We start from the raw sequence: 17,216 nt of genomic DNA, 5'->3' as shown, positions 1-17,216 counted from the left end.
CCGGCGACGGCCCGCGCCCGGCGCCCGCGCGGCGCGCGGCGGCCTGTCAGCCCGGCGGGTCGCCCACGCCAAGCGCGCGCAGCCGGTCTTCCACCATGGCGGCGGTGAAGGGCTTGGGGAGCGCGGCGACCAGCGGATCCGGCGCCGCTTCGGCCGGGCCGGGGAGATCGCCGGCGAGCAGCACCGGCATGGCCGCGTGGCGCGCGCGCAGCTCCACCAGCAAGGCGGCGGCGGCCTGGTCCGGCAGATCGGCATCGATCAGCGCCGCGTCGTAGCGGCCCTGGGCGGCGCGCAGCCGGGCGAGCGCCTCGGTGGCGGTGGCGGCCTGATCGACGGCATAGCCGATCGCCGCCAGCGCCTCGGCGGTGAGCGCGCGGATGGTCGGCTCGGCCTCCACCAGCAGCAGCCGCCCGGTGCGGCCGATCTCGAGCATGTCGCGCACCTTGGCGGCGAGCGCGCGGAAGGTGAAGGGCTTGGAGATCATCTCCACCCCCGCGTCGAGCCGGCCGCCATGGACGATCGCGTTGCGCGTATAGCCTGACGTATAGAGCACGCGCAGCCCCGGCTGGAGCGCGCGCGCCTGTTCGGCCAGCGCCGCCCCCGTCATGCCCGGCATCACCACATCGGTGAAGAGCAGATCGATCGGCGCCTCCTGCCGCTCGAACAGCCGCAGCCCGGACATGCCATCGTGCGCCTCGAGCACGCGATAGCCGAGCTCGCGCAGGATCTCGACCGTATAGGCGCGGACATCGTCATCATCCTCGACGACGAGGATCGTCTCGGCGCGCTGGCTCCGCTCGATGCCGGTGGCGCCTTCACCCTCCTCGATCGGTTCGGGCAGGCTGCCGAGCAGGCGGGGCAGATAGATCTTCACCGTCGTGCCGCGCCCTTCCTCCGAATAGAGCTTCACATGGCCGCCCGACTGTTTGACGAAGCCATAGACCATCGAGAGGCCGAGCCCGGTGCCGCGCCCCACCTCCTTGGTGGTGTAGAAGGGCTCGAACACCCGCTCCATCGCCTCGCGCGGAATGCCCATGCCGGTGTCGGACACCGAGATCAGCACATAGGGGCCGGGCGCCACTTCCGCGTGGGCGCCGGCATAAGCCTGGTCGAGCATCGCATTGGCCGTCTCGATGGCGAGCGTGCCGCCGGCGGGCATGGCGTCGCGGGCGTTTACGGCGAGATTGAGGATCGCGCTTTCGAGCTGGTTGGGATCGGCCTCCACCCGCCACAGGCCGGGGGTGGTGACGACCTCCAGCCGCACCGTCTCGCCGAGCGCGCGGTTGAGCAGATCGGACATGCCCGCGACCAGCCGGTCGACATCTATCGGCTTGGGGGCGAGCGGCTGGCGCCGCGCGAAGGCGAGCAGGCGCTGGGTGAGCGCGGCGGCGCGGTCGGCGCCCTTCATGGCGTTGTCGAGCGCACGCCGGGCGCGCGGATCGGGCGCGCCGGCGGCATCGAGCGCGCGCCCCGCCATATCGATATTGCCCGTGACGACCGTCAGCAGATTGTTGAAATCATGCGCGATTCCGCCCGTGAGCTGGCCCACCGCCTCCATCTTCTGGGTCTGGCGCAGCGCCTCCTCGGCCTTGGCGCGCTCGGCCACCTCCTCGCGCACCCGCTCCTCCAGCCGCGCGGTGAGATCGCGCAGCGCCGCCTCCGCCTCCTTGAGATCATGGATATCGGTGCAGCTGCCATACCAGCGGGTGATCCGGCCCTCGCCGTCGCGCACCGGCTGGGCACGGCCGATCACCCAGCGGTAGAGGCCGGAGCGGTGCCGCAGCCGATATTCGATATGATAGGGCCGGCCGGTCGTCAGGCTCGCGCCCCACACCGCCTCGATCCGCGCCTGATCCTCGGGATGGAAGAGGCCGCGCCACGCCTCGCCTTCGGTGGAGCCGACGGGCACGCCCGTATAATCGTACCAGCGCTGGTTGAAGAAGTCGTGATAGCCGTCGGCGCGCGTCGCCCAGATCATCTGATCGACCGAATCGGTGATCGCGCGATAGCGTTCCTCGCTGCGGCGCAACGCGGCGTCGGTCTCGCTCTGCTCGATCGCGGCGGCGGCGAGCTGGGCGAGCTGGACGAGCATCGCTTCGTCCGCCTCGTCGAAATCGCCGCCGTCGCTTTTGTCGCTGAGCTGGACCAGGCCGAGATTGCTTCCGTCGCGCGCCACCAGCGGCACCGCCAGCCAGCCCCGCATCGGCGGATGGGCACTGGCCTCCGCGCTGAAGCCGCGCCAGCGCGGATGGCGTTCCAGCTCCGCCTGGGTGAGGCGCAGCGGACGATTCTGTTCGCAGACCAGGGCGTAGATGCCGCCCCCGCTGGGCGGCCGGTCATAGTCGCGCCACGCCTCATAGCGCGGCGAAAGCTCGATCGCGGTGATCGCCTGCGCCCAGTCCGCGCCGCGCGTCAGGCTGACCACGGCCTGTTCGGCGCCGACGATGCGGCGGGCGGCGCGCGCCACCTCGTCCAGCCGCGCGGTGGGATTGGGCGCGAGCGAGATGGCGAGCGCCGCGTCGGCCAGGCCGCGCAGCTGATCGCCGCGGCGCGCGATCACGGCCTGGGCGGCGCGATCGGCGCTGATGTCGCGCGCCTCGATGATCGTGCCCATCGTGCCGCCGCGCGGATCGACCACCGGCGAGGCGGTGAGCGCGACGGGGATGAAGCGACCGTCGCGGCGCACGAACGTCTCTTCGCCGCTAAAGCCCGCGCCGGTGGGAAAGGCGCGCTCGATCGGGCAGTCTTCGGGCGGATAGGGGCTGCCATCGGCATGGCTGTGGTGGATCACGTCATGCAGGCGGCGGCCGCGAATATCCTCCAGCCGCCATCCGGTCAGCCGCTCGGCGGCGCGGTTCATGAAGACGCAGGCCTGGCTCAGATCGATGACGAAGATGGCCATGCTGGTATTGGCGAGCACGGCATCCAGCCGGCTGCCGGTGTCGCGCAGCTCTTCCTCGGCGGTGCGCCGATCGTGGATGTCGAGCGCGATGCCGGACCAGGAGAGGCAGCGCCCGGTGCCGTCGAGCAGCGGCTGGCCGGCGGTGACATGCCAGCGATAGGCGCCGTCGCGCCGCCGCAGCGGCAGCTCCATCGACCAGCGGTCGCGCTCGGCCACCGCCGCCCGCCAGCCCTGCTGCGCCGCCGCGCGATGATCGGGATGCACCGCGTCGAGCCAGCCCTGGCCGCGCGTCTCGGCCTCGCTCATCCCGCTATAGGCGTACCAATAGGCGTTGCAGTAGGTGAGCGCGCCCGCGGCATCGGCCATCCACACGACCTGGGGGCTGACTTCGGTGAGGATGCGATAGCGTTCCTCGCTGTCGCGCAGCGCGCGCTCGGCGCGGACCTTGCCGGTCGTCTCGACGACGATCGCGATCACGCCGATCGGCGTGCCGTCCGGACCGTGGATCGGCGAATAGTCCAGGTCCATCCACACCGGCTCGGGCGCGCCGCCGCGATCCAGGGTGAGCGCCTGGTCACGATATTGCAGCGTTCCGCCGGCAAGGCCGACACGCATCACATTATCGTTGAAGTCCGCGATCTCCGCCCAGCCCTCGCGCACCTTGGAGCCGAGCAGCCGGGGATGGCGCGCGCCGGCGAAGACCGAATAGGCGTCATTGTAGATCATGATGCCGTCGACGCCCCACAGCGTGACGATCGGTACCGGCGAGGCGAGGATCAGCTCCACCGTGCTGCGCAGCGTGGCCGGCCAGCGCGCGATCGGGCCCAGGCCCGTGGCGGTCCAGTCGAAGGCGTTGATCAGCCGCGCCGCTTCGCCCGTCGCCCTGATCGCCTGCTCCGCCCTTCTGTCCGTCATTCGCCCGCCGGTACGCTACGCTGGAGATACAAGAGCCGGCCATAGCCGTGGTGGCAGGCCTTGGCGAGCCGCAGCCGCCGGATCAGCCGAGCGTCAGGTAAAGCTCCGCCTCGATCCGCCAGCGTCCACCCGCTTCGCGCCACTTGGCGGTATAATCGCCCTCGGCGCGCACCGTTCCGTCGCCCAAGGCGCGGCCCTGCCAATGGCCGTGCTCGAAGGCGATCGGTTCCACCGACGAGACGATCACGCGCGCCGGCGTGCGTACATAGAGGGTGCGGTCGGGCGCCGCGAACTCGCGGCGCCAGGCGCGGAGCTGCGCCGCGCTGCCGCTGATCACCGCGCTGTCCGTGCCGGCGACGAGCAGCGCGGCCGGCGCGAGCAGCGGCGCGATGGCGGTCGCATCGGCGTCCGCGAGCGCGCGGTTGAAGGCGGCCCGCGCAAGGCGGATGGCGATCTCGGCGGGCGGCGTCACGGCTTTCCCTCGCGCTTCTGCCGCCTCCTCCTGGACGCGCGGGCCGCGCGGCGCAAGGCGGTCGCGCGGGCCGCGCGACGGCGGCCGCCGCCTTGCCACGCGGCGCGGCGCACGGCATTCTTCGGGCGATAGAGGCGCGGGGAGGCCGGCGATGGCGGTGCTGGGCGTGGGTGGCTTTCTGTTTCGCGCCACCGATCCGGAGGGGCTGAAGGCCTGGTACGCCACCCATCTCGGTGTCGGCGCCGGCTGCGTCGGCGATCCGGCCTTGGCGCCCGATCCGCATTGCTGGCAGGCCGGGGCCGGGCCGCTGATGTTCGCCCCGCTCGCGCGCGACACGGACATGCTGCCGGCGGACAAGGGCTTCATGCTCAATTTCCGGGTCTCGGACCTGGCGGCGCTCCGCGCGCGGCTGGGCGCGGCCGGCATCGCGGTCGAAACCCGCGACGAATGGGATGCGCTCGGCGTCGGGCGCTTCGCCCGGCTCCACGATCCCGAGGGCAATCCAATCGAGCTTTGGGAACCGCCGGCCGAGGCTTGAGCGGCGCGGGCCCACCGCCTATGCCCGCGCCGGCGGAGCGGGCGGCGCTTCGGCACGAGGGCGGCATGGACGAGGATCGCGACGCGGCGCGGACGGCGCGCCTCCAGCTCGCCGAGGCGCTGCGCCGGGCGACGGGCGATTTCGTGCGCCGGGTGCGGGCACCCGCCGCCACCAGCACCGATGCCCAGGGCGAGGCGCTGGCGCTGCTCGCCCGCGCGGGGCCGATGAACGTGGCGGCGCTGGCGGAGCGGCGCGGGGTCACGCATCAGACGATGCAGCGCGTCGTCGAGGCGCTGGTGGCCGCCGGGCTGGTCGAGCGGCGGCCCGACCCGGCCGATCGGCGGAGCCGGCTGCTCGCGCTTTCCGACATCGGCGCCGCCCGCGTCGCGCGCGACCGCGCGGGGCGCGCGGCCCGGATCGCCGCACTGATCGAGGCCAGCCTCGCGCCGGAGGAAGAGGCGCGGCTCGCCGAAGCGATCGCCCTGCTCGAGCGGCTCAGCGCCGCGCCGGAGGGCTGAGCGTCGATGCGGCGCCCGCGCCCGTCGTCGCGGCGGCGAGGCCGGCGAGCGCGGTGGCGAGGCTGTTGAGGCCCCAATGCTCGATATAGCGACCCTCTGCGAGGCGCACTATGTCGATCACCTCGATCGTCACCGCCGCGCCGGTCGCCGCATGGCCGAGCAGCGCGCCCCGATGCGTGCCCCGGATCGTCTTGCGGGTGACGACCAGATCCCCCTCCGCGATCTGCGCGTGCACCGTCACCGCGAGCGGCCCGAGCGCCGGTCGCAAGAGGGTGGCGAAGCTCGCCCATAGCGCCTCGCGATCCGCCGGCGCGCCGGGCGGGGCGGTACGGTTGTGGAAGCCGGGATCGACCAGCGCCTCGAAGGCCGCGCGATCGCCCTGCTCGATCACCGCCGTGTTGAAGCGCCGCACCACCGCCTTGTTCGCCGCCAGCCTGTCCATGATCGCCTCGCAGAAACCGATCGCCTAGATATGCAGCAATGCTGTGCTTTTGCAAGAGGCTGCCGGATCGGCCGTCATCTGCGGCGGCGATTGTTCCGATCACGCGAGACGATCGCGCAGCGAGGCGCCGCCCGTCGCCTTGCCGGCCTCTGCGCGTTGAAAATGGTCATCGCGCCGTCGCCACGCGACGAGAGGCAATTGGACTGCCTGTGTTTCAATCGCACGAGGCGATTGGAACAAGCATAAGCAATCGTTGGAAGCGATCTTCTGCCAGCGTCAAGGTGCCGGCCTGTAGAAAGGCCTGAGCATGACCGCACCCTTTTTCCCCACCCGCACCACCACTCCGCTTGCCGCGCCCCGGCCTGCGGCGCCGGTGCGATCGGACGCGCGGCCCGCCCCGCTGTCGGCGCTGCGCGCTCTCCTGCCCGGCCTGCTGCTCTGCCTGATCGTCACCCTGTTCGCTTATGGCCTCGCCGCGGCCGAGCAGTGGCTGTTCGGCCGCGCCTGGCTCGAGGCGCTGGTGCTGGCGATCCTGCTCGGCACGCTGATCCGCACCGGCTGGGCGCCCGACGCGCGCTTCTCGGCCGGTATCGGCTTCAGCGCGAAGATCCTGCTGGAGGTGGCGGTGGTGCTGCTCGGCGCCTCGGCGAGCGTGGCGAGCCTCGTCGCGGCGGGGCCGGCGCTGTTGCTCGGCATCGCGGCGCTGGTGGCGGTGGCGATCCTCGCCAGCTTCGTCCTGGGGCGGCTGCTCGGGCTCGCGCCGCGCATGGCGCTGCTCGTCGCCTGCGGCAATGCGATCTGCGGCAACAGCGCGATCGCGGCGGTGGCGCCCGTGATCGGCGCCGAGGGAGAGGATGTCGCCGCCTCGATCGGCTTCACCGCCGTGCTCGGCGTGGGCGTGGTGCTGGGCCTGCCGCTGCTCGGCGCGATGCTCGGCCTCGCCGGCATGCGCTATGGCATGCTGGCGGGGCTCACCGTCTATGCGGTGCCGCAGGTGATCGCGGCGGCCGCGCCGCTGGGCGCGACGGCGGTGCAGGCGGGCACGCTGGTCAAGCTGGTCCGCGTGCTCATGCTGGGGCCGGTCTGCCTCCTGCTGGCGCTGCTGGCGCCAAGGCTGGGCGCGACGGGCGCGAACCCGGGCCCACGCCCCCGGCTCGGTCAGCTCGTGCCCTGGTTCATCCTCGGCTTCCTGCTGCTGCTCGGGCTGCGCTCGGCGGATCTGGTGCCGCATACCGCGCTGGCGCCGATCGCGCGGAGCGCGACGCTGCTGACCACCGTCTCGATGGCGGGGCTCGGCCTGGGAGTCGATCTGCGCGCCGTGACGGGCGCCGGCGGCCGGGTGACGCTGGCCGTCGCGCTCTCGCTCGCGGTGCTGATCGGCCTCGCCCTGGCGCTGATCCGGCTGCTGCCGCCTGCCTGACGGCGGCGGTGGTCAGTCCCGGCGGCCGAACCAGAGCAGGTGATGATCCTCGGTGCTGCCGGCGAAGGCGGGCACGACATGCTCCTCCACCGCGAAGCCGCAGGCGCCGAAGCGCGCGCGGAAGTCGGGATCGGGATAGGCCGACCAGATGCCGAGCACGCCGCCGGGCCGCAGCGCGCGATGCGCCGAGCGCAGCCCCCAGTCGCAATAGATGCGATCATTTTCCGGCCGCATGAACCCGTCCGGGCCATTGTCCACATCGAGCAGGATCGCCTGATAGGCGCCCTCGCTCGCGTCCAGCAGGGCATGGACATCGCCCATGGCGATGCGCACGCGCGGATCGTCGAGGCTGTCGCCGAACAGATGGGCGAGCGGGCCGCGCGCCCACTCCACCACGCCGGGCACCAGCTCCGCCACGATGATCTCGGCCGGCGCCGGCCAGGCGCCGCGCGCCGCGCGCAGCGTGAAGCCCATGCCCAGCCCGCCGATCAGCACTGGCCCCGCGCCATCCGGCAGGGCGGCGCGGGCGAGCGTGGCGAAGGCTTCTTCGGACACATGGTCGTGGCTGCCCATCAGCTCGTCGGCATCGAACTGGATCGAAAAGTCGCCCCCGCATTCGGCGAGGTGCAGCACCCCGCCGCCTGGGATCTCGGCGGTGCCGACGATCCGCACCGGCGGCCGGGGCGACGGCGCCGCGGGGGGCGGTACGGCGGCGAGGTCGGGCGCCGCGCGCAGCCAGGCGAGGCCGTCATTGGCGGCGACCATCCCGGCGTTGAATCTCACCGCCCGGCGGTGCCGCCGGTTGGCCGTGCGCAGGCGCCTCATCATCTTTTCCTGTCGGGGAGTAAAGCGCACGCCGCCGGGGCGGGCCGCAATCGGGAAGAGGCCGCCTCCCTGCGCAGGTTCGGGCCGCGCTGGCAAGAGGGGCTTGCGTTCAGCCCGGCTCGCGCAGCCGCGCCCGCAGATCAGCGCCGCGCAGCGGTGCGGCATCGTCGCTGAGGATGGTGTAGCGCCACCATTCCTCGCAATCCTCCTCGCGCACCAGCGCGATCAGCGCCGGCAGCGCGCCCCGCGCGATCTCGCGCGGGCGGCCGAAGGGCGCGCGGGGCCGGCCCGGCGCGCCCGGATCCAGCCGCATCAGCCGCGCCTCGATGGGTTCGACGGCGGTCATTGCGGCACCGGCGTGGCGGGCGCCGCGCGCGCATCGCGGCTGGCGGCGCGGCCGGCGGCGCGATCCGCCAGCGCCGTCCAGCGATCGGCGGCGCGCTGATGCTTCTCGCGGACATTGGCGAGCGTCGCCATGTCCGCCTCGCGCTGTTCGCGATCGGCCTGGGTGCGGCAAAAGCCGGCCTCGCCCGGCAGCGTGGCTGCGGAGGTGATGGTGGTCATGAGCAATTCCTTCGGCAAGAGGCGCGCGGGCACGGCGCGGAGGCCGCCGCGCGGCGGCGCGGCGTGCCCGATCGTTCGGGAAAGCTTCGGGGCATCGCGATCGCCATTGCTCTCCGTGACGCGCCTCATGGGGGCCAAGCGGGAGCGCATATCATCTCTCAGCCGCGCCATGCTCGAGCCGGGGACGCGGTGCCGCCAGTATCGCCGCGATGCCCGCCCGGCGCAAGGGCGGGCGTCGCCGATCGTGCGTCAGGCGGCGGCTTTGTCGAGCGTGGCGAAGTCCTCGTCGCTGAGCCGGATCGACGCCGCCGCGACATTCTCCTCGAGATGCGCGACATTGCCGGTGCCGGGGATGGGCAGCATCACCGGGCTGCGGCGCAGCAGCCAGGCGAGCGCGATCTGCCCCGGCGTGGCGCCATGCGCCTGGGCGATGCGATCCACCGCCCCGCCGGGCTTGGCGAGATCGCCCGCCGCGAGCGGGAACCAGGGGATGAAGCCGATGCCGTGCGCCTCGCAATAGTCCAGCACATCCTCGTCGGCGCGATCGGCGAGGTTATAGCGGTTCTGCACCGTCGCGACGGGGAAGATGCGGCGCGCCGCCTCGATCGTCTCCACCGACACCTGGCTGAGCCCGGCATGACGGATCAGCCCCTCGTCGAGAAAGGCGCGGATCGCGCCGAACTGCTCGTCCTGCGGCACCTTGGGATCGATGCGGTGGAGCTGCCATAGATCGAGCCGCTCCAGCTTCAGCCGCCTCAGGCTCATATGCACGCACTGGCGCAGATAATGCGGGTCGCCGATCTGCGGCCAGGGGCTTGGGTTGTTCGGATAGCGCACCAGCCCGCCCTTGGTGGCGATGGTGAGCCCGTCATAGGGCGCGAGCGTCTCGCCGATCAGCGTCTCGCTCACATAAGGCCCATAGCTGTCGGCGGTGTCGATCAGGTCGACGCCCAGTTCGGGCAGGCGGCGCAGCACGCGCAGCGCCGCGTCGCGGTCCTCGGGCTCGCCCCAGACACCCGGCCCGGTGATGCGCATCGCCCCGAAGCCGAGCCGGGTGACGGGGAGGTCGCCGCCAAGGGCGAACTGGCCGGATGGACGCGCGTCGGGATCGGGCATGGCGCAAGGCTCCGCAGCTGGATGGCCGCCCAACCGCCCAACGCCGCGCGGGTTCATCGATTCCGCGGCTGATGCGTTGAGTGGTGGCACTTGAGGGAGCGGCGCCGCATGACCATCCGGATCACCTGCCACATGGCCACCAGCCTCGACGGACGCATCCTGTCCGATCGCTGGACGCCCAAGGACGCCTTCGGCGACGACGTGTTCGAGGCGGTGCATGAAAGGCTGGGGGGCGGAAGCTGGCTGGTGGGGCGCGTCACCGGCGCCGAATTCGCGCGCGGCGAGGCCTATCCGGACACGGACGCGGCCGCCCTGCCCCGCACCCCCTGGCTGCCCCGCCGCGACGCGGACGCCTATGGCATCGTGCTCGACGCCGAAGGCAAGATCGCCTGGGGCCGCGCCGATATCGGCGGCGACGCGATCGTCGTGGTGCTGACCGAGGCGGTGACGGACGCGCATCTCGCCGGCCTTCGCGCGGATGGCGTGGGCTATATCTTCGCCGGCCAAGACAGGCTCGATCTCGCCGCCGCGCTCGCCACGCTGGAAGCCGAGCTGGGGCTCGATCGCCTGCTGCTGGAAGGCGGCGGCACCGTCAACGGCGCCTTTCTCCGCGCCGGGCTGGTGGACGAGATCAGCCTCGTCCTTGTCCCCGCCGTGGATGGATCGGGCGACGCGCCGTCGCTGTTCGACGCGCCCGCAGGATCCGATCACGCCGCGCCGCCGATCGGCCGGATCGCGCTCACCCATCAGGACCAGCTGCCCGGCGGTCTGCTGTGGCTGCGCTACGCGGTCAGCCGCGACGCATGAGCCCGGCTCATCGCCGCGATGAGCGATGCTTATGCTTCGTTTGCGGGACGAAGGGGTTAAGGGGGTAAGCCGGGCTCGATCCTGTGGATCGGGCGGAAAGGGATGGCATGGCGGACACGTCCGAAACTGAATTGTCGCGGCGCGGACTTCTCGCCGGCGGCGCCGCGACGGCGGTGATCGTCGCCGCGCCGGCCGCGGCCGCGCCCACCACCCCGGCCCCGCGCGCCGGGCCGGCGCCGTCGATCATGCCCGTCTCGCTCGAGGTGAACGGGCAGCGCCACGATCTCACGCTCGACACGCGCACCAGCCTGCTCGATGCGCTGCGCGAGCATCTTCATCTCACCGGCACCAAGAAAGGGTGTGATCACGGCCAGTGCGGCGCGTGCACGGTGATCGTCAACGGCGCGCGGATCAATGCCTGCCTCAGCCTCGCGCTCCAGCACCAGGGCGATCGGGTGACGACGATCGAGGGGCTCGGCACGCCGGCCGCGCTCCACCCGATGCAGGCCGCCTTCGTCAAGCATGACGGCTATCAGTGCGGCTATTGCACGCCCGGGCAGATCTGCTCGGCGGTGGCGGTGCTGGACGAGATACGGCAGGGCATTCCCAGCCATGTCCAGGCGGATATCACCGCCGCGCCGCAGGCGAGCCCGCTCGAGATGCGCGAGCGGATGAGCGGCAACATCTGCCGCTGCGGCGCCTATTCCAACATCGCCGAGGCCATGGCCGAGGTCGCGCAGGGAGGCCGTTCGGCATGAGGGCCTTCACCTATGAGCGCGCGGCCGATCCGGTCGCGGCGGCGCGCGCGGTGGCGGCGCGGCCGGGCGCCAAATTCCTCGCCGGCGGCACCAATCTGCTCGATCTGATGAAGATCGAGGTGGAGACGCCGGTGCATCTGGTCGACGTGCAGGATATCGGCCTCGATACGATCACGGCCACGGACGGGGGCGGGCTGCGCATCGGCGCGCTTGTCACCAACACCGCGCTCGCCGCCGATCCGCGCGTGCGCCGCGATTATGGCGCGCTCACCCGCGCGATCGTGGCGGGCGCCTCGGGCCAGCTGCGCAACAAGGCGACCACCGCCGGCAATTTGCTCCAGCGGACCCGCTGCCCCTATTTCTACGACACCAACATGCCCTGCAACAAGCGCACGCCCGGCGCGGGCTGCGCGGCGCTGGGCGGCGTGTCGCGCGGGCTGGCGGTGATCGGATCGAGCGACGCCTGCATCGCCACCCATCCCTCCGACATGGCGGTGGCGATGCGGCTGCTCGATGCGACCGTCGAGACGGTGAACGCCGAGGGCCGCACGCGCGCCATTCCGATCGCCGATTTCCATCGCCTGCCGGGCGACACGCCGCACATCGAAACCGTGCTGACCCCGGGCGAGCTGATCACCGCCGTGACCCTGCCCAAGCCGATCGGCGGCGTGCAGGGCTATGAGAAGGTGCGCGATCGCGCCTCCTATGCGTTCGCGCTCGTGAGCGTGGCGACAGTGATCCAGCCCGATGGCAGCGGCCGGGTGGCGCTGGGCGGCGTGGCGCACAAGCCGTGGCGCGTCGCGGCGGCCGATGCCGCCCTGCCGCAGGGCGCGCATGCGGTGGCGGCGCAGCTCTTCGCGGGCGCGCGGCCGACCAGGGACAATGGCTTCAAGCTGGTGCTGGCCGAGCGCGCGCTCGCCGGCGTGATCGCGCAGACGAGGACCGCATGAAGTTCGACAGCCCCGCCGGCCCCAATCCCATCGATCGGCAGCGGCTGATCGGCCGCCCGCAGGACCGGATCGACGGCCCCTTCAAGACCAGCGGCACCGCGCCCTATGCCTATGAGCATAACGCGGACATCGCCCATGCCGCCTATGGCTATGTGGTCGGCGCGGCGATCGCCAAGGGGCGGATCGCGGCCATGCATCTGGAGGCGGCGCGCGCCGCGCCGGGGGTGCTGGCGATCGTCACCGCCGCCAATGCCGGCCCGCTCGCCAAGGGCAAGTTCAACACGGTCAAGCTGCTCGGCGGCCCGGTGGTGGATCATTATCACCAGGCGGTGGCGCTGGTGGTGGCGGACAGTTTCGAGCAGGCGCGCGCCGCCGCCGGGCTGATCCGGATCGATTATGCGCGCGCCCCCGGGCGGTTTGATCTCGATGCCGCGCTGCCGGCCGCGCCCTATACCGGCGGCGACAGCAAGGAGGGCTCCGGCGCGCCGCCGATCGATCGCGTCGGCCAGTTCGAACAGGCCTTCGCCGCCGCCCCGGTGCGGCTCGACGCGCATTATGCCACGCCCGATCACAGCCACGCGATGATGGAGCCGCACGCTTCCACCGCCTGGTGGACGGGCGACCAGCTCACCGTCTACACCTCCAACCAGATGATCGACTGGGGGCGCGGCGATCTCGCCAAGACGCTGGGCCTGCCCAAGGAGAAGGTGCGGCTGATCGCGCCCTATGTCGGCGGCGGCTTTGGCGGCAAGCTCTTCCTGCGCGCGGACGCGCTGCTCGCGGCGCTGGGCGCGCGCGCCGTCGGCCGGCCGGTCAAGGTGGCGCTGCAGCGGCCGCTGATCGCCAACAACACCACCCATCGCCCCGCCACCCGCCAGCACATCCAGATCGGCGCCACGCGGGACGGCATCATCACCGCGCTCGCGCACGAGAGCGGATCGGGCGATCAGCCCGATGGCAGCCCGGAAACCGCCGTCAACCAGACCAAGCTCCTCTATGCCGGCGCCAATCGCCGGATCGCGATGAAGCTGGCGGTGCTCGATCTGCCCGAGGGCAACGCCATGCGCGCGCCCGGCGAGGCGCCGGGGATGATGGCGCTGGAGATCGCGATGGACGAGATGGCCGAGAAGCTCGGCATGGATCCGATCGCCTTCCGCATCAAGAACGACACGCAGGTCGATCCCGAAAAGCCGCAGCGGCGCTTTTCGCAGCGCCAGCTGGCGCGCTGCCTCACCGAGGGCGCGGCGCTGTTCGACTGGTCGCGTCGCGATCCCCGGCCGGGCCGCCACCAGGATGGGCGCTGGCTTGTCGGGCTTGGCGTCGCCTCGGCCTTTCGCAACCATATCAACATGGCGTCGGGCGCGCGGGTGCGGCTGGAGCGGGGCGGCCGGGTGACGGTGGAAACCGACATGACCGATATCGGCACCGGCAGCTACACCATCATCGCGCAGACCGCGGCCGAGATGATGGGGCTTCCGCTCGAGGCCGTGACGGTGCGGCTGGGCGACAGCGCCTTCCCCGTATCGGCGGGATCGGGCGGGCAGTTCGGCGCGGCCAATGCCACCGCCGGCGTCTATGCGGCGTGCGTGGCGCTGCGCCGCGCGGTCGCGGACCGGCTCGGCCTCGATCCCGAGGCGGCCGAGTTCAGCGACGGCCAGGTGCGCGTGGGCGGCCGCAGCGCCGCGCTCGCCGACGCCGCCGCCGCCGGTCCGCTCACCGCCGAGGATCGGATCGACTATGGCGATCTCGACAAGACGTGGCAGATGTCCACCTTCGGCGCCCATTTCGTCGAGGTCGGCGTCGACCGCTATACCGGCGTCACGCGCGTGCGGCGGATGCTGGCGGTGTGCGCCGCCGGCCGCATCCTCAACCCCAAGGCGGCGCGCAGCCAGGTGATCGGCGCGATGACGATGGGGGTCGGCGCCGCGCTGATGGAGCGGCTGGATGTCGATCCGCGCTTCGGCCTGTTCGTCAACCATGATCTCGCCGGTTACGAAGTGCCCGTCCACGCCGACATCCCGCACCAGGAAGTGGTCTTCCTCGAGGAAAGCGATCCGCGCGCCAATCCTATGAAGGCCAAGGGCGTGGGCGAGCTGGGCCTGTGCGGCGTCGGCGCGGCGGTGGCGAACGCCATCTACAACGCCACCGGCGTGCGCGTGCGCGACTATCCGATCACGCTCGACAAGCATCTCGCGCATCTGCCGGCGCTGGTCTGAGCGCCCGCCCGATTTTTCCCCCCGATGTTGAAGGACTGAACATGGCCGTCCAAGCCTATGGCGCGCACGCCGCCGACACGCCGCTGGAGCCGATCGCGATCGAGCGCCGCACCCCCGGCGCGCACGACGTGCAGATCGAGATCGCCTATTGCGGCGTGTGCCACTCGGATCTCCACACCGTCCGTTCCGAATGGGCGGGCACGCTCTATCCCTGCGTGCCGGGGCACGAGATCGTCGGCACCGTCTCGGCGGTGGGCGACGACGTGACCGACTTCAAGCCGGGCGACGTGGTGGGCGTGGGCTGCATGGTGGACAGCTGCCAGCATTGCCCCTCCTGCGGCGAAGGGCTGGAGCAATATTGCGAGAACGGCTTTGTCGGCACCTATAACGGCCCGACTCCCGATGCGCCCGGCCACACGCTGGGCGGCTATTCGCAGCGGATCGTCGTCAGCGACAAGTTCGTGCTCACCATCCGCCATCCCGCCGAACAGCTGGCGGCGGTGGCGCCGCTGCTGTGCGCGGGCATCACCACCTATTCGCCGCTGCGCCACTGGGCCGTGGGACCGGGCCAGAAGGTGGGCATCGTCGGCATTGGCGGGCTCGGCCATATGGGGGTGAAGATAGCCCATGCCATGGGCGCGCATGTCGTCGCCTTCACCACCTCGGAGGCCAAGCGCGACGATGCGCTGGCGCTCGGCGCCGACGAGGTGGTGGTCTCGCGCAACGAGGCGGAGATGCAGGCCCATGCCAACAGCTTCGACTTCATCCTCGACACGGTGGCGGCCAGCCATGATCTCGATGCGCTGACCAGGCTGCTCAAGCGCGACGGCACGCTGACGCTGGTCGGCGTGCCCGAGCATCCCCACCCCGCTCCCGATGTCTCGGCGCTGATCTTCAAGCGTCGTTCGATCGCCGGTTCGCTGATCGGCGGCATCGCGGAGACGCAGGAGATGCTCGACTTCTGCGCCGAGCACGGGATCGTCGCCGATATCGAGATGATCGCGATCCAGGATATCGAGACCGCCTATGACCGCATGCAGCGCAGCGACGTCAAATATCGCTTCGTGATCGACAGCGCCACGCTCGCGGCCTAGCCCCCGCCCCGGCCGGGCGCGCGCGTCGCGTCCCGCCGGCCAGGTCGGCGCCTCACCCGGTCAGCGCGAGCGCGACCGCTTCGGCCACCTTGATGCCGTCGATCGCGGCGGAGAGGATGCCGCCGGCATAGCCCGCCCCCTCGCCCGCCGGGAACAGGCCGGCGGTGGAGAGGCTCTGATAGTCGCGGCCGCGCGTGATCCGCACCGGCGAGCTTGTGCGCGTCTCCACGCCTGTCAGCACCGCGTCGGGATCGTCATAGCGGGCGATCTGGCGGCCGAACACGGGCAGCGCCTCGCGAAAGGCCTCGATCACGAAAGGCGGCAGGCACGCGGCGAGATCGGTGGGGCGCACGCCGGGCTTGTAGGACGGGGTGACCGCCCCGAGCGCGGTCGAGGCGCGTCCCGCGAGCAGGTCGCCCACGCGCTGCACCGGCGCGGAATAATCGCCGCCGCCCGCCACGAAGGCGCGCTCCTCCCAGTGGCGCTGCAGGTCGATCCCGGCGAGCGGGCCGCCCGGATAGTCCCGGGCCGGATCGATCCCGACGACGAGGCCCGAATTGGCGTTGAACTCGGCGCGCGAATATTGGCTCATGCCGTTGGTGACGACGCGGCCCGGTTCCGAGGTCGCCGCCACCACGCGGCCGCCCGGACACATGCAGAAACTGTAGACGGTGCGCCCGTTGGCGCAGTGATGCGCCAGCGTATAGGCGGCCGCGCCGAGATCGGGATGGCGCGCGCAGGCGCCGAAGCGCGCCTGATCGATCCAGGATTGCGGATGCTCGATCCGCACCCCGAGCGAGAAGGGCTTGGCCTCCATATGCACGCCCCGCGCGTGCAGCATGGCGAAGCTGGGCCGGGCGCTGTGGCCGATCGCCAGCACCACCGCATCCGCCTCGATCACGCCGCCATCGGCCAGCACCACGCCGCGCACGCGCGCGCGGCCATCGGCGCCGGGTTCGAGCAGCAGATCCTCCACCATGTGGCGCCAGCGATATTCGCCGCCGAGCGATTCGATCGTGCGCCGCATCGCCTCGACCATGGTGACGAGGCGGAAGGTGCCGATATGCGGATGCGCCTCGGTGAGAATTTCGGGCGGCGCGCCGGCGGCGACGAACTCGGTCAGCACCTTGCGCCCGAGATGCCGGGGATCCTTGATCTGGCTCCACAGCTTGCCATCGGAAAAGGTGCCCGCGCCGCCCTCCCCGAACTGGACATTGCTTTCGGGATCGAGCTGCCCGCGCCGCCACAGGCCCCAGGTGTCCTTGGTCCGTTCGCGTACCATCTTGCCGCGATCGAGGATGATCGGGCGGAACCCCATCTGCGCGAGGATCAGCCCCGCGAACAGGCCGCAGGGCCCGGCGCCGATCACCAGCGGACGCGGCCCGGCGCGGTGTGCCGGCGCCTGGGCGACGAAATGATAGCGCGTGTCGGGCGTCGGCCGCACATCGGGATCGCGCGCCAGCCGGGCGAGCAGCTCTTCTTCGTCCGCCACCTCGACATCGACGGTATAGACCATCTGGATCGCGCTTTTCCGGCGCGCGTCATTGCCCCGGCGGGCGATGGTGTAGCCGAGCGGCGCATCCTCGGCGAGGCCCAGCCGGGCGCGGATCGCGGGGAGGAGGGCGTCGGCCGCGTGGCCGAGCGGCAGCTTCAATCCGGTGAGACGTATCATGGCTTCT

At 71.7% G+C, this 17,216-nt stretch carries 16 protein-coding genes; 8 read left to right on the top strand and 8 right to left on the bottom strand.

The window, feature by feature from the left end; translation table 11 throughout:
• Positions 1-46: 46 nt before the first annotated feature.
• Complete coding sequence (locus LHA26_RS17320) at positions 47-3,817, bottom strand: PAS domain S-box protein (RefSeq protein ID WP_252168751.1); 3,771 nt, start codon at positions 3,815-3,817, stop codon at positions 47-49.
• 82 nt (positions 3,818-3,899) lie between these two features.
• Positions 3,900-4,289, bottom strand: coding sequence for a DUF4440 domain-containing protein (locus tag LHA26_RS17315; protein ID WP_252168750.1), 390 nt, complete (start codon positions 4,287-4,289; stop codon positions 3,900-3,902).
• A 151-nt stretch (positions 4,290-4,440) separates the two neighbouring features.
• Between LHA26_RS17315 and LHA26_RS17310 the strand changes: the two genes are divergently transcribed.
• Complete coding sequence (locus LHA26_RS17310) at positions 4,441-4,827, top strand: VOC family protein (protein ID WP_252168749.1); 387 nt, start codon at positions 4,441-4,443, stop codon at positions 4,825-4,827.
• Positions 4,828-4,892: 65 nt separating this feature from the next.
• Positions 4,893-5,345 (top strand): MarR family winged helix-turn-helix transcriptional regulator, encoded by a 453-nt coding sequence (locus tag LHA26_RS20100; protein WP_302898089.1) that lies wholly within the window; start codon positions 4,893-4,895, stop codon positions 5,343-5,345.
• Here LHA26_RS20100 and LHA26_RS17295 read toward each other — a convergent pair.
• Complete coding sequence (locus tag LHA26_RS17295) at positions 5,323-5,787, bottom strand: ester cyclase (RefSeq protein WP_252168748.1); 465 nt, start codon at positions 5,785-5,787, stop codon at positions 5,323-5,325. The genes LHA26_RS20100 and LHA26_RS17295 overlap by 23 nt on opposite strands.
• Before the next feature lie 307 nt (positions 5,788-6,094).
• On the opposite strand from LHA26_RS17295, the gene LHA26_RS17290 reads away from it, so the two are divergent.
• A complete protein-coding gene (locus LHA26_RS17290) occupies positions 6,095-7,207 on the top strand; it encodes a YeiH family protein (RefSeq protein ID WP_252168747.1) in 1,113 nt (370 codons plus the stop codon).
• A gap of 12 nt (positions 7,208-7,219) precedes the next feature.
• On the opposite strand, the gene LHA26_RS17285 is transcribed toward LHA26_RS17290, so the two are convergent.
• From LHA26_RS17285 to LHA26_RS17270, 4 genes are all read right to left on the bottom strand, one after another.
• A complete protein-coding gene (locus LHA26_RS17285) occupies positions 7,220-8,035 on the bottom strand; it encodes a spermidine synthase family protein (protein ID WP_252168746.1) in 816 nt (271 codons plus the stop codon).
• Between the two features lie 106 nt (positions 8,036-8,141).
• A complete protein-coding gene (locus LHA26_RS17280; protein ID WP_252168745.1) occupies positions 8,142-8,378 on the bottom strand; it encodes a hypothetical protein in 237 nt (78 codons plus the stop codon).
• On the bottom strand, positions 8,375-8,596 hold the full coding sequence (locus LHA26_RS17275; RefSeq protein WP_252168744.1) for a hypothetical protein: 222 nt from the start codon (positions 8,594-8,596) through the stop codon (positions 8,375-8,377). Before LHA26_RS17275 ends, LHA26_RS17280 begins: the two co-directional genes overlap by 4 nt.
• A 249-nt stretch (positions 8,597-8,845) precedes the next feature.
• Positions 8,846-9,712: an aldo/keto reductase gene (locus LHA26_RS17270; protein ID WP_252168743.1), complete on the bottom strand. Its 867-nt coding sequence runs from the start codon at positions 9,710-9,712 to the stop codon at positions 8,846-8,848.
• A gap of 108 nt (positions 9,713-9,820) precedes the next feature.
• Here LHA26_RS17270 and LHA26_RS17265 point away from each other — a divergent pair, with 108 nt between their 5' ends.
• The 5 genes from LHA26_RS17265 (at position 9,821) to LHA26_RS17245 (ending at position 15,537) form a co-directional block, all read left to right on the top strand.
• Positions 9,821-10,519 (top strand): dihydrofolate reductase family protein, encoded by a 699-nt coding sequence (locus LHA26_RS17265; RefSeq protein WP_252168742.1) that lies wholly within the window; start codon positions 9,821-9,823, stop codon positions 10,517-10,519.
• A gap of 107 nt (positions 10,520-10,626) precedes the next feature.
• Positions 10,627-11,277, top strand: coding sequence for an aldehyde dehydrogenase iron-sulfur subunit PaoA (gene paoA, locus LHA26_RS17260; protein ID WP_252168741.1), 651 nt, complete (start codon positions 10,627-10,629; stop codon positions 11,275-11,277).
• On the top strand, positions 11,274-12,227 hold the full coding sequence (locus LHA26_RS17255) for an FAD binding domain-containing protein (RefSeq protein WP_252168740.1): 954 nt from the start codon (positions 11,274-11,276) through the stop codon (positions 12,225-12,227). Before paoA ends, LHA26_RS17255 begins: the two co-directional genes overlap by 4 nt.
• Positions 12,224-14,443: an aldehyde oxidoreductase molybdenum-binding subunit PaoC gene (gene paoC, locus LHA26_RS17250; RefSeq protein ID WP_252168739.1), complete on the top strand. Its 2,220-nt coding sequence runs from the start codon at positions 12,224-12,226 to the stop codon at positions 14,441-14,443. Before LHA26_RS17255 ends, paoC begins: the two co-directional genes overlap by 4 nt.
• A 41-nt stretch (positions 14,444-14,484) precedes the next feature.
• Positions 14,485-15,537, top strand: a complete 1,053-nt coding sequence (locus LHA26_RS17245) for an NAD(P)-dependent alcohol dehydrogenase (RefSeq protein ID WP_252168738.1) — start codon at positions 14,485-14,487, stop codon at positions 15,535-15,537.
• Between the two features lie 52 nt (positions 15,538-15,589).
• On the opposite strand, the gene LHA26_RS17240 is transcribed toward LHA26_RS17245, so the two are convergent.
• Positions 15,590-17,209: an NAD(P)/FAD-dependent oxidoreductase gene (locus LHA26_RS17240; RefSeq protein WP_252168737.1), complete on the bottom strand. Its 1,620-nt coding sequence runs from the start codon at positions 17,207-17,209 to the stop codon at positions 15,590-15,592.
• Positions 17,210-17,216 lie beyond the last annotated feature (7 nt).

This window comes from Sphingomonas morindae (genome assembly GCF_023822065.1).
GTDB lineage: Bacteria > Pseudomonadota > Alphaproteobacteria > Sphingomonadales > Sphingomonadaceae > Solisphingomonas > Solisphingomonas morindae.
The sequence above is the reverse complement of the archived record's forward strand: the minus strand, read 5'-3'. Positions and strand labels throughout refer to the sequence as shown.

Bases quoted from the DNA above. Each gene is read 5' to 3' on its own strand.
- LHA26_RS17320 (WP_252168751.1), bottom strand. From the start codon at position 3,817: ATGACGGACAGAAGGGCGGAGCAGGCGATCAGGGCGACGGGCGAAGCG.
- LHA26_RS17310 (WP_252168749.1), top strand. From the start codon at position 4,441: ATGGCGGTGCTGGGCGTGGGTGGCTTTCTGTTTCGCGCCACCGATCCG.
- LHA26_RS20100 (WP_302898089.1), top strand. From the start codon at position 4,893: ATGGACGAGGATCGCGACGCGGCGCGGACGGCGCGCCTCCAGCTCGCC.
- LHA26_RS17295 (WP_252168748.1), bottom strand. From the start codon at position 5,787: ATGGACAGGCTGGCGGCGAACAAGGCGGTGGTGCGGCGCTTCAACACG.
- LHA26_RS17290 (WP_252168747.1), top strand. From the start codon at position 6,095: ATGACCGCACCCTTTTTCCCCACCCGCACCACCACTCCGCTTGCCGCG.
- LHA26_RS17285 (WP_252168746.1), bottom strand. From the start codon at position 8,035: ATGATGAGGCGCCTGCGCACGGCCAACCGGCGGCACCGCCGGGCGGTG.
- LHA26_RS17280 (WP_252168745.1), bottom strand. From the start codon at position 8,378: ATGACCGCCGTCGAACCCATCGAGGCGCGGCTGATGCGGCTGGATCCG.
- LHA26_RS17275 (WP_252168744.1), bottom strand. From the start codon at position 8,596: ATGACCACCATCACCTCCGCAGCCACGCTGCCGGGCGAGGCCGGCTTT.
- LHA26_RS17270 (WP_252168743.1), bottom strand. From the start codon at position 9,712: ATGCCCGATCCCGACGCGCGTCCATCCGGCCAGTTCGCCCTTGGCGGC.
- LHA26_RS17265 (WP_252168742.1), top strand. From the start codon at position 9,821: ATGACCATCCGGATCACCTGCCACATGGCCACCAGCCTCGACGGACGC.
- paoA (WP_252168741.1), top strand. From the start codon at position 10,627: ATGGCGGACACGTCCGAAACTGAATTGTCGCGGCGCGGACTTCTCGCC.
- LHA26_RS17255 (WP_252168740.1), top strand. From the start codon at position 11,274: ATGAGGGCCTTCACCTATGAGCGCGCGGCCGATCCGGTCGCGGCGGCG.
- paoC (WP_252168739.1), top strand. From the start codon at position 12,224: ATGAAGTTCGACAGCCCCGCCGGCCCCAATCCCATCGATCGGCAGCGG.
- LHA26_RS17245 (WP_252168738.1), top strand. From the start codon at position 14,485: ATGGCCGTCCAAGCCTATGGCGCGCACGCCGCCGACACGCCGCTGGAG.
- LHA26_RS17240 (WP_252168737.1), bottom strand. From the start codon at position 17,209: ATGATACGTCTCACCGGATTGAAGCTGCCGCTCGGCCACGCGGCCGAC.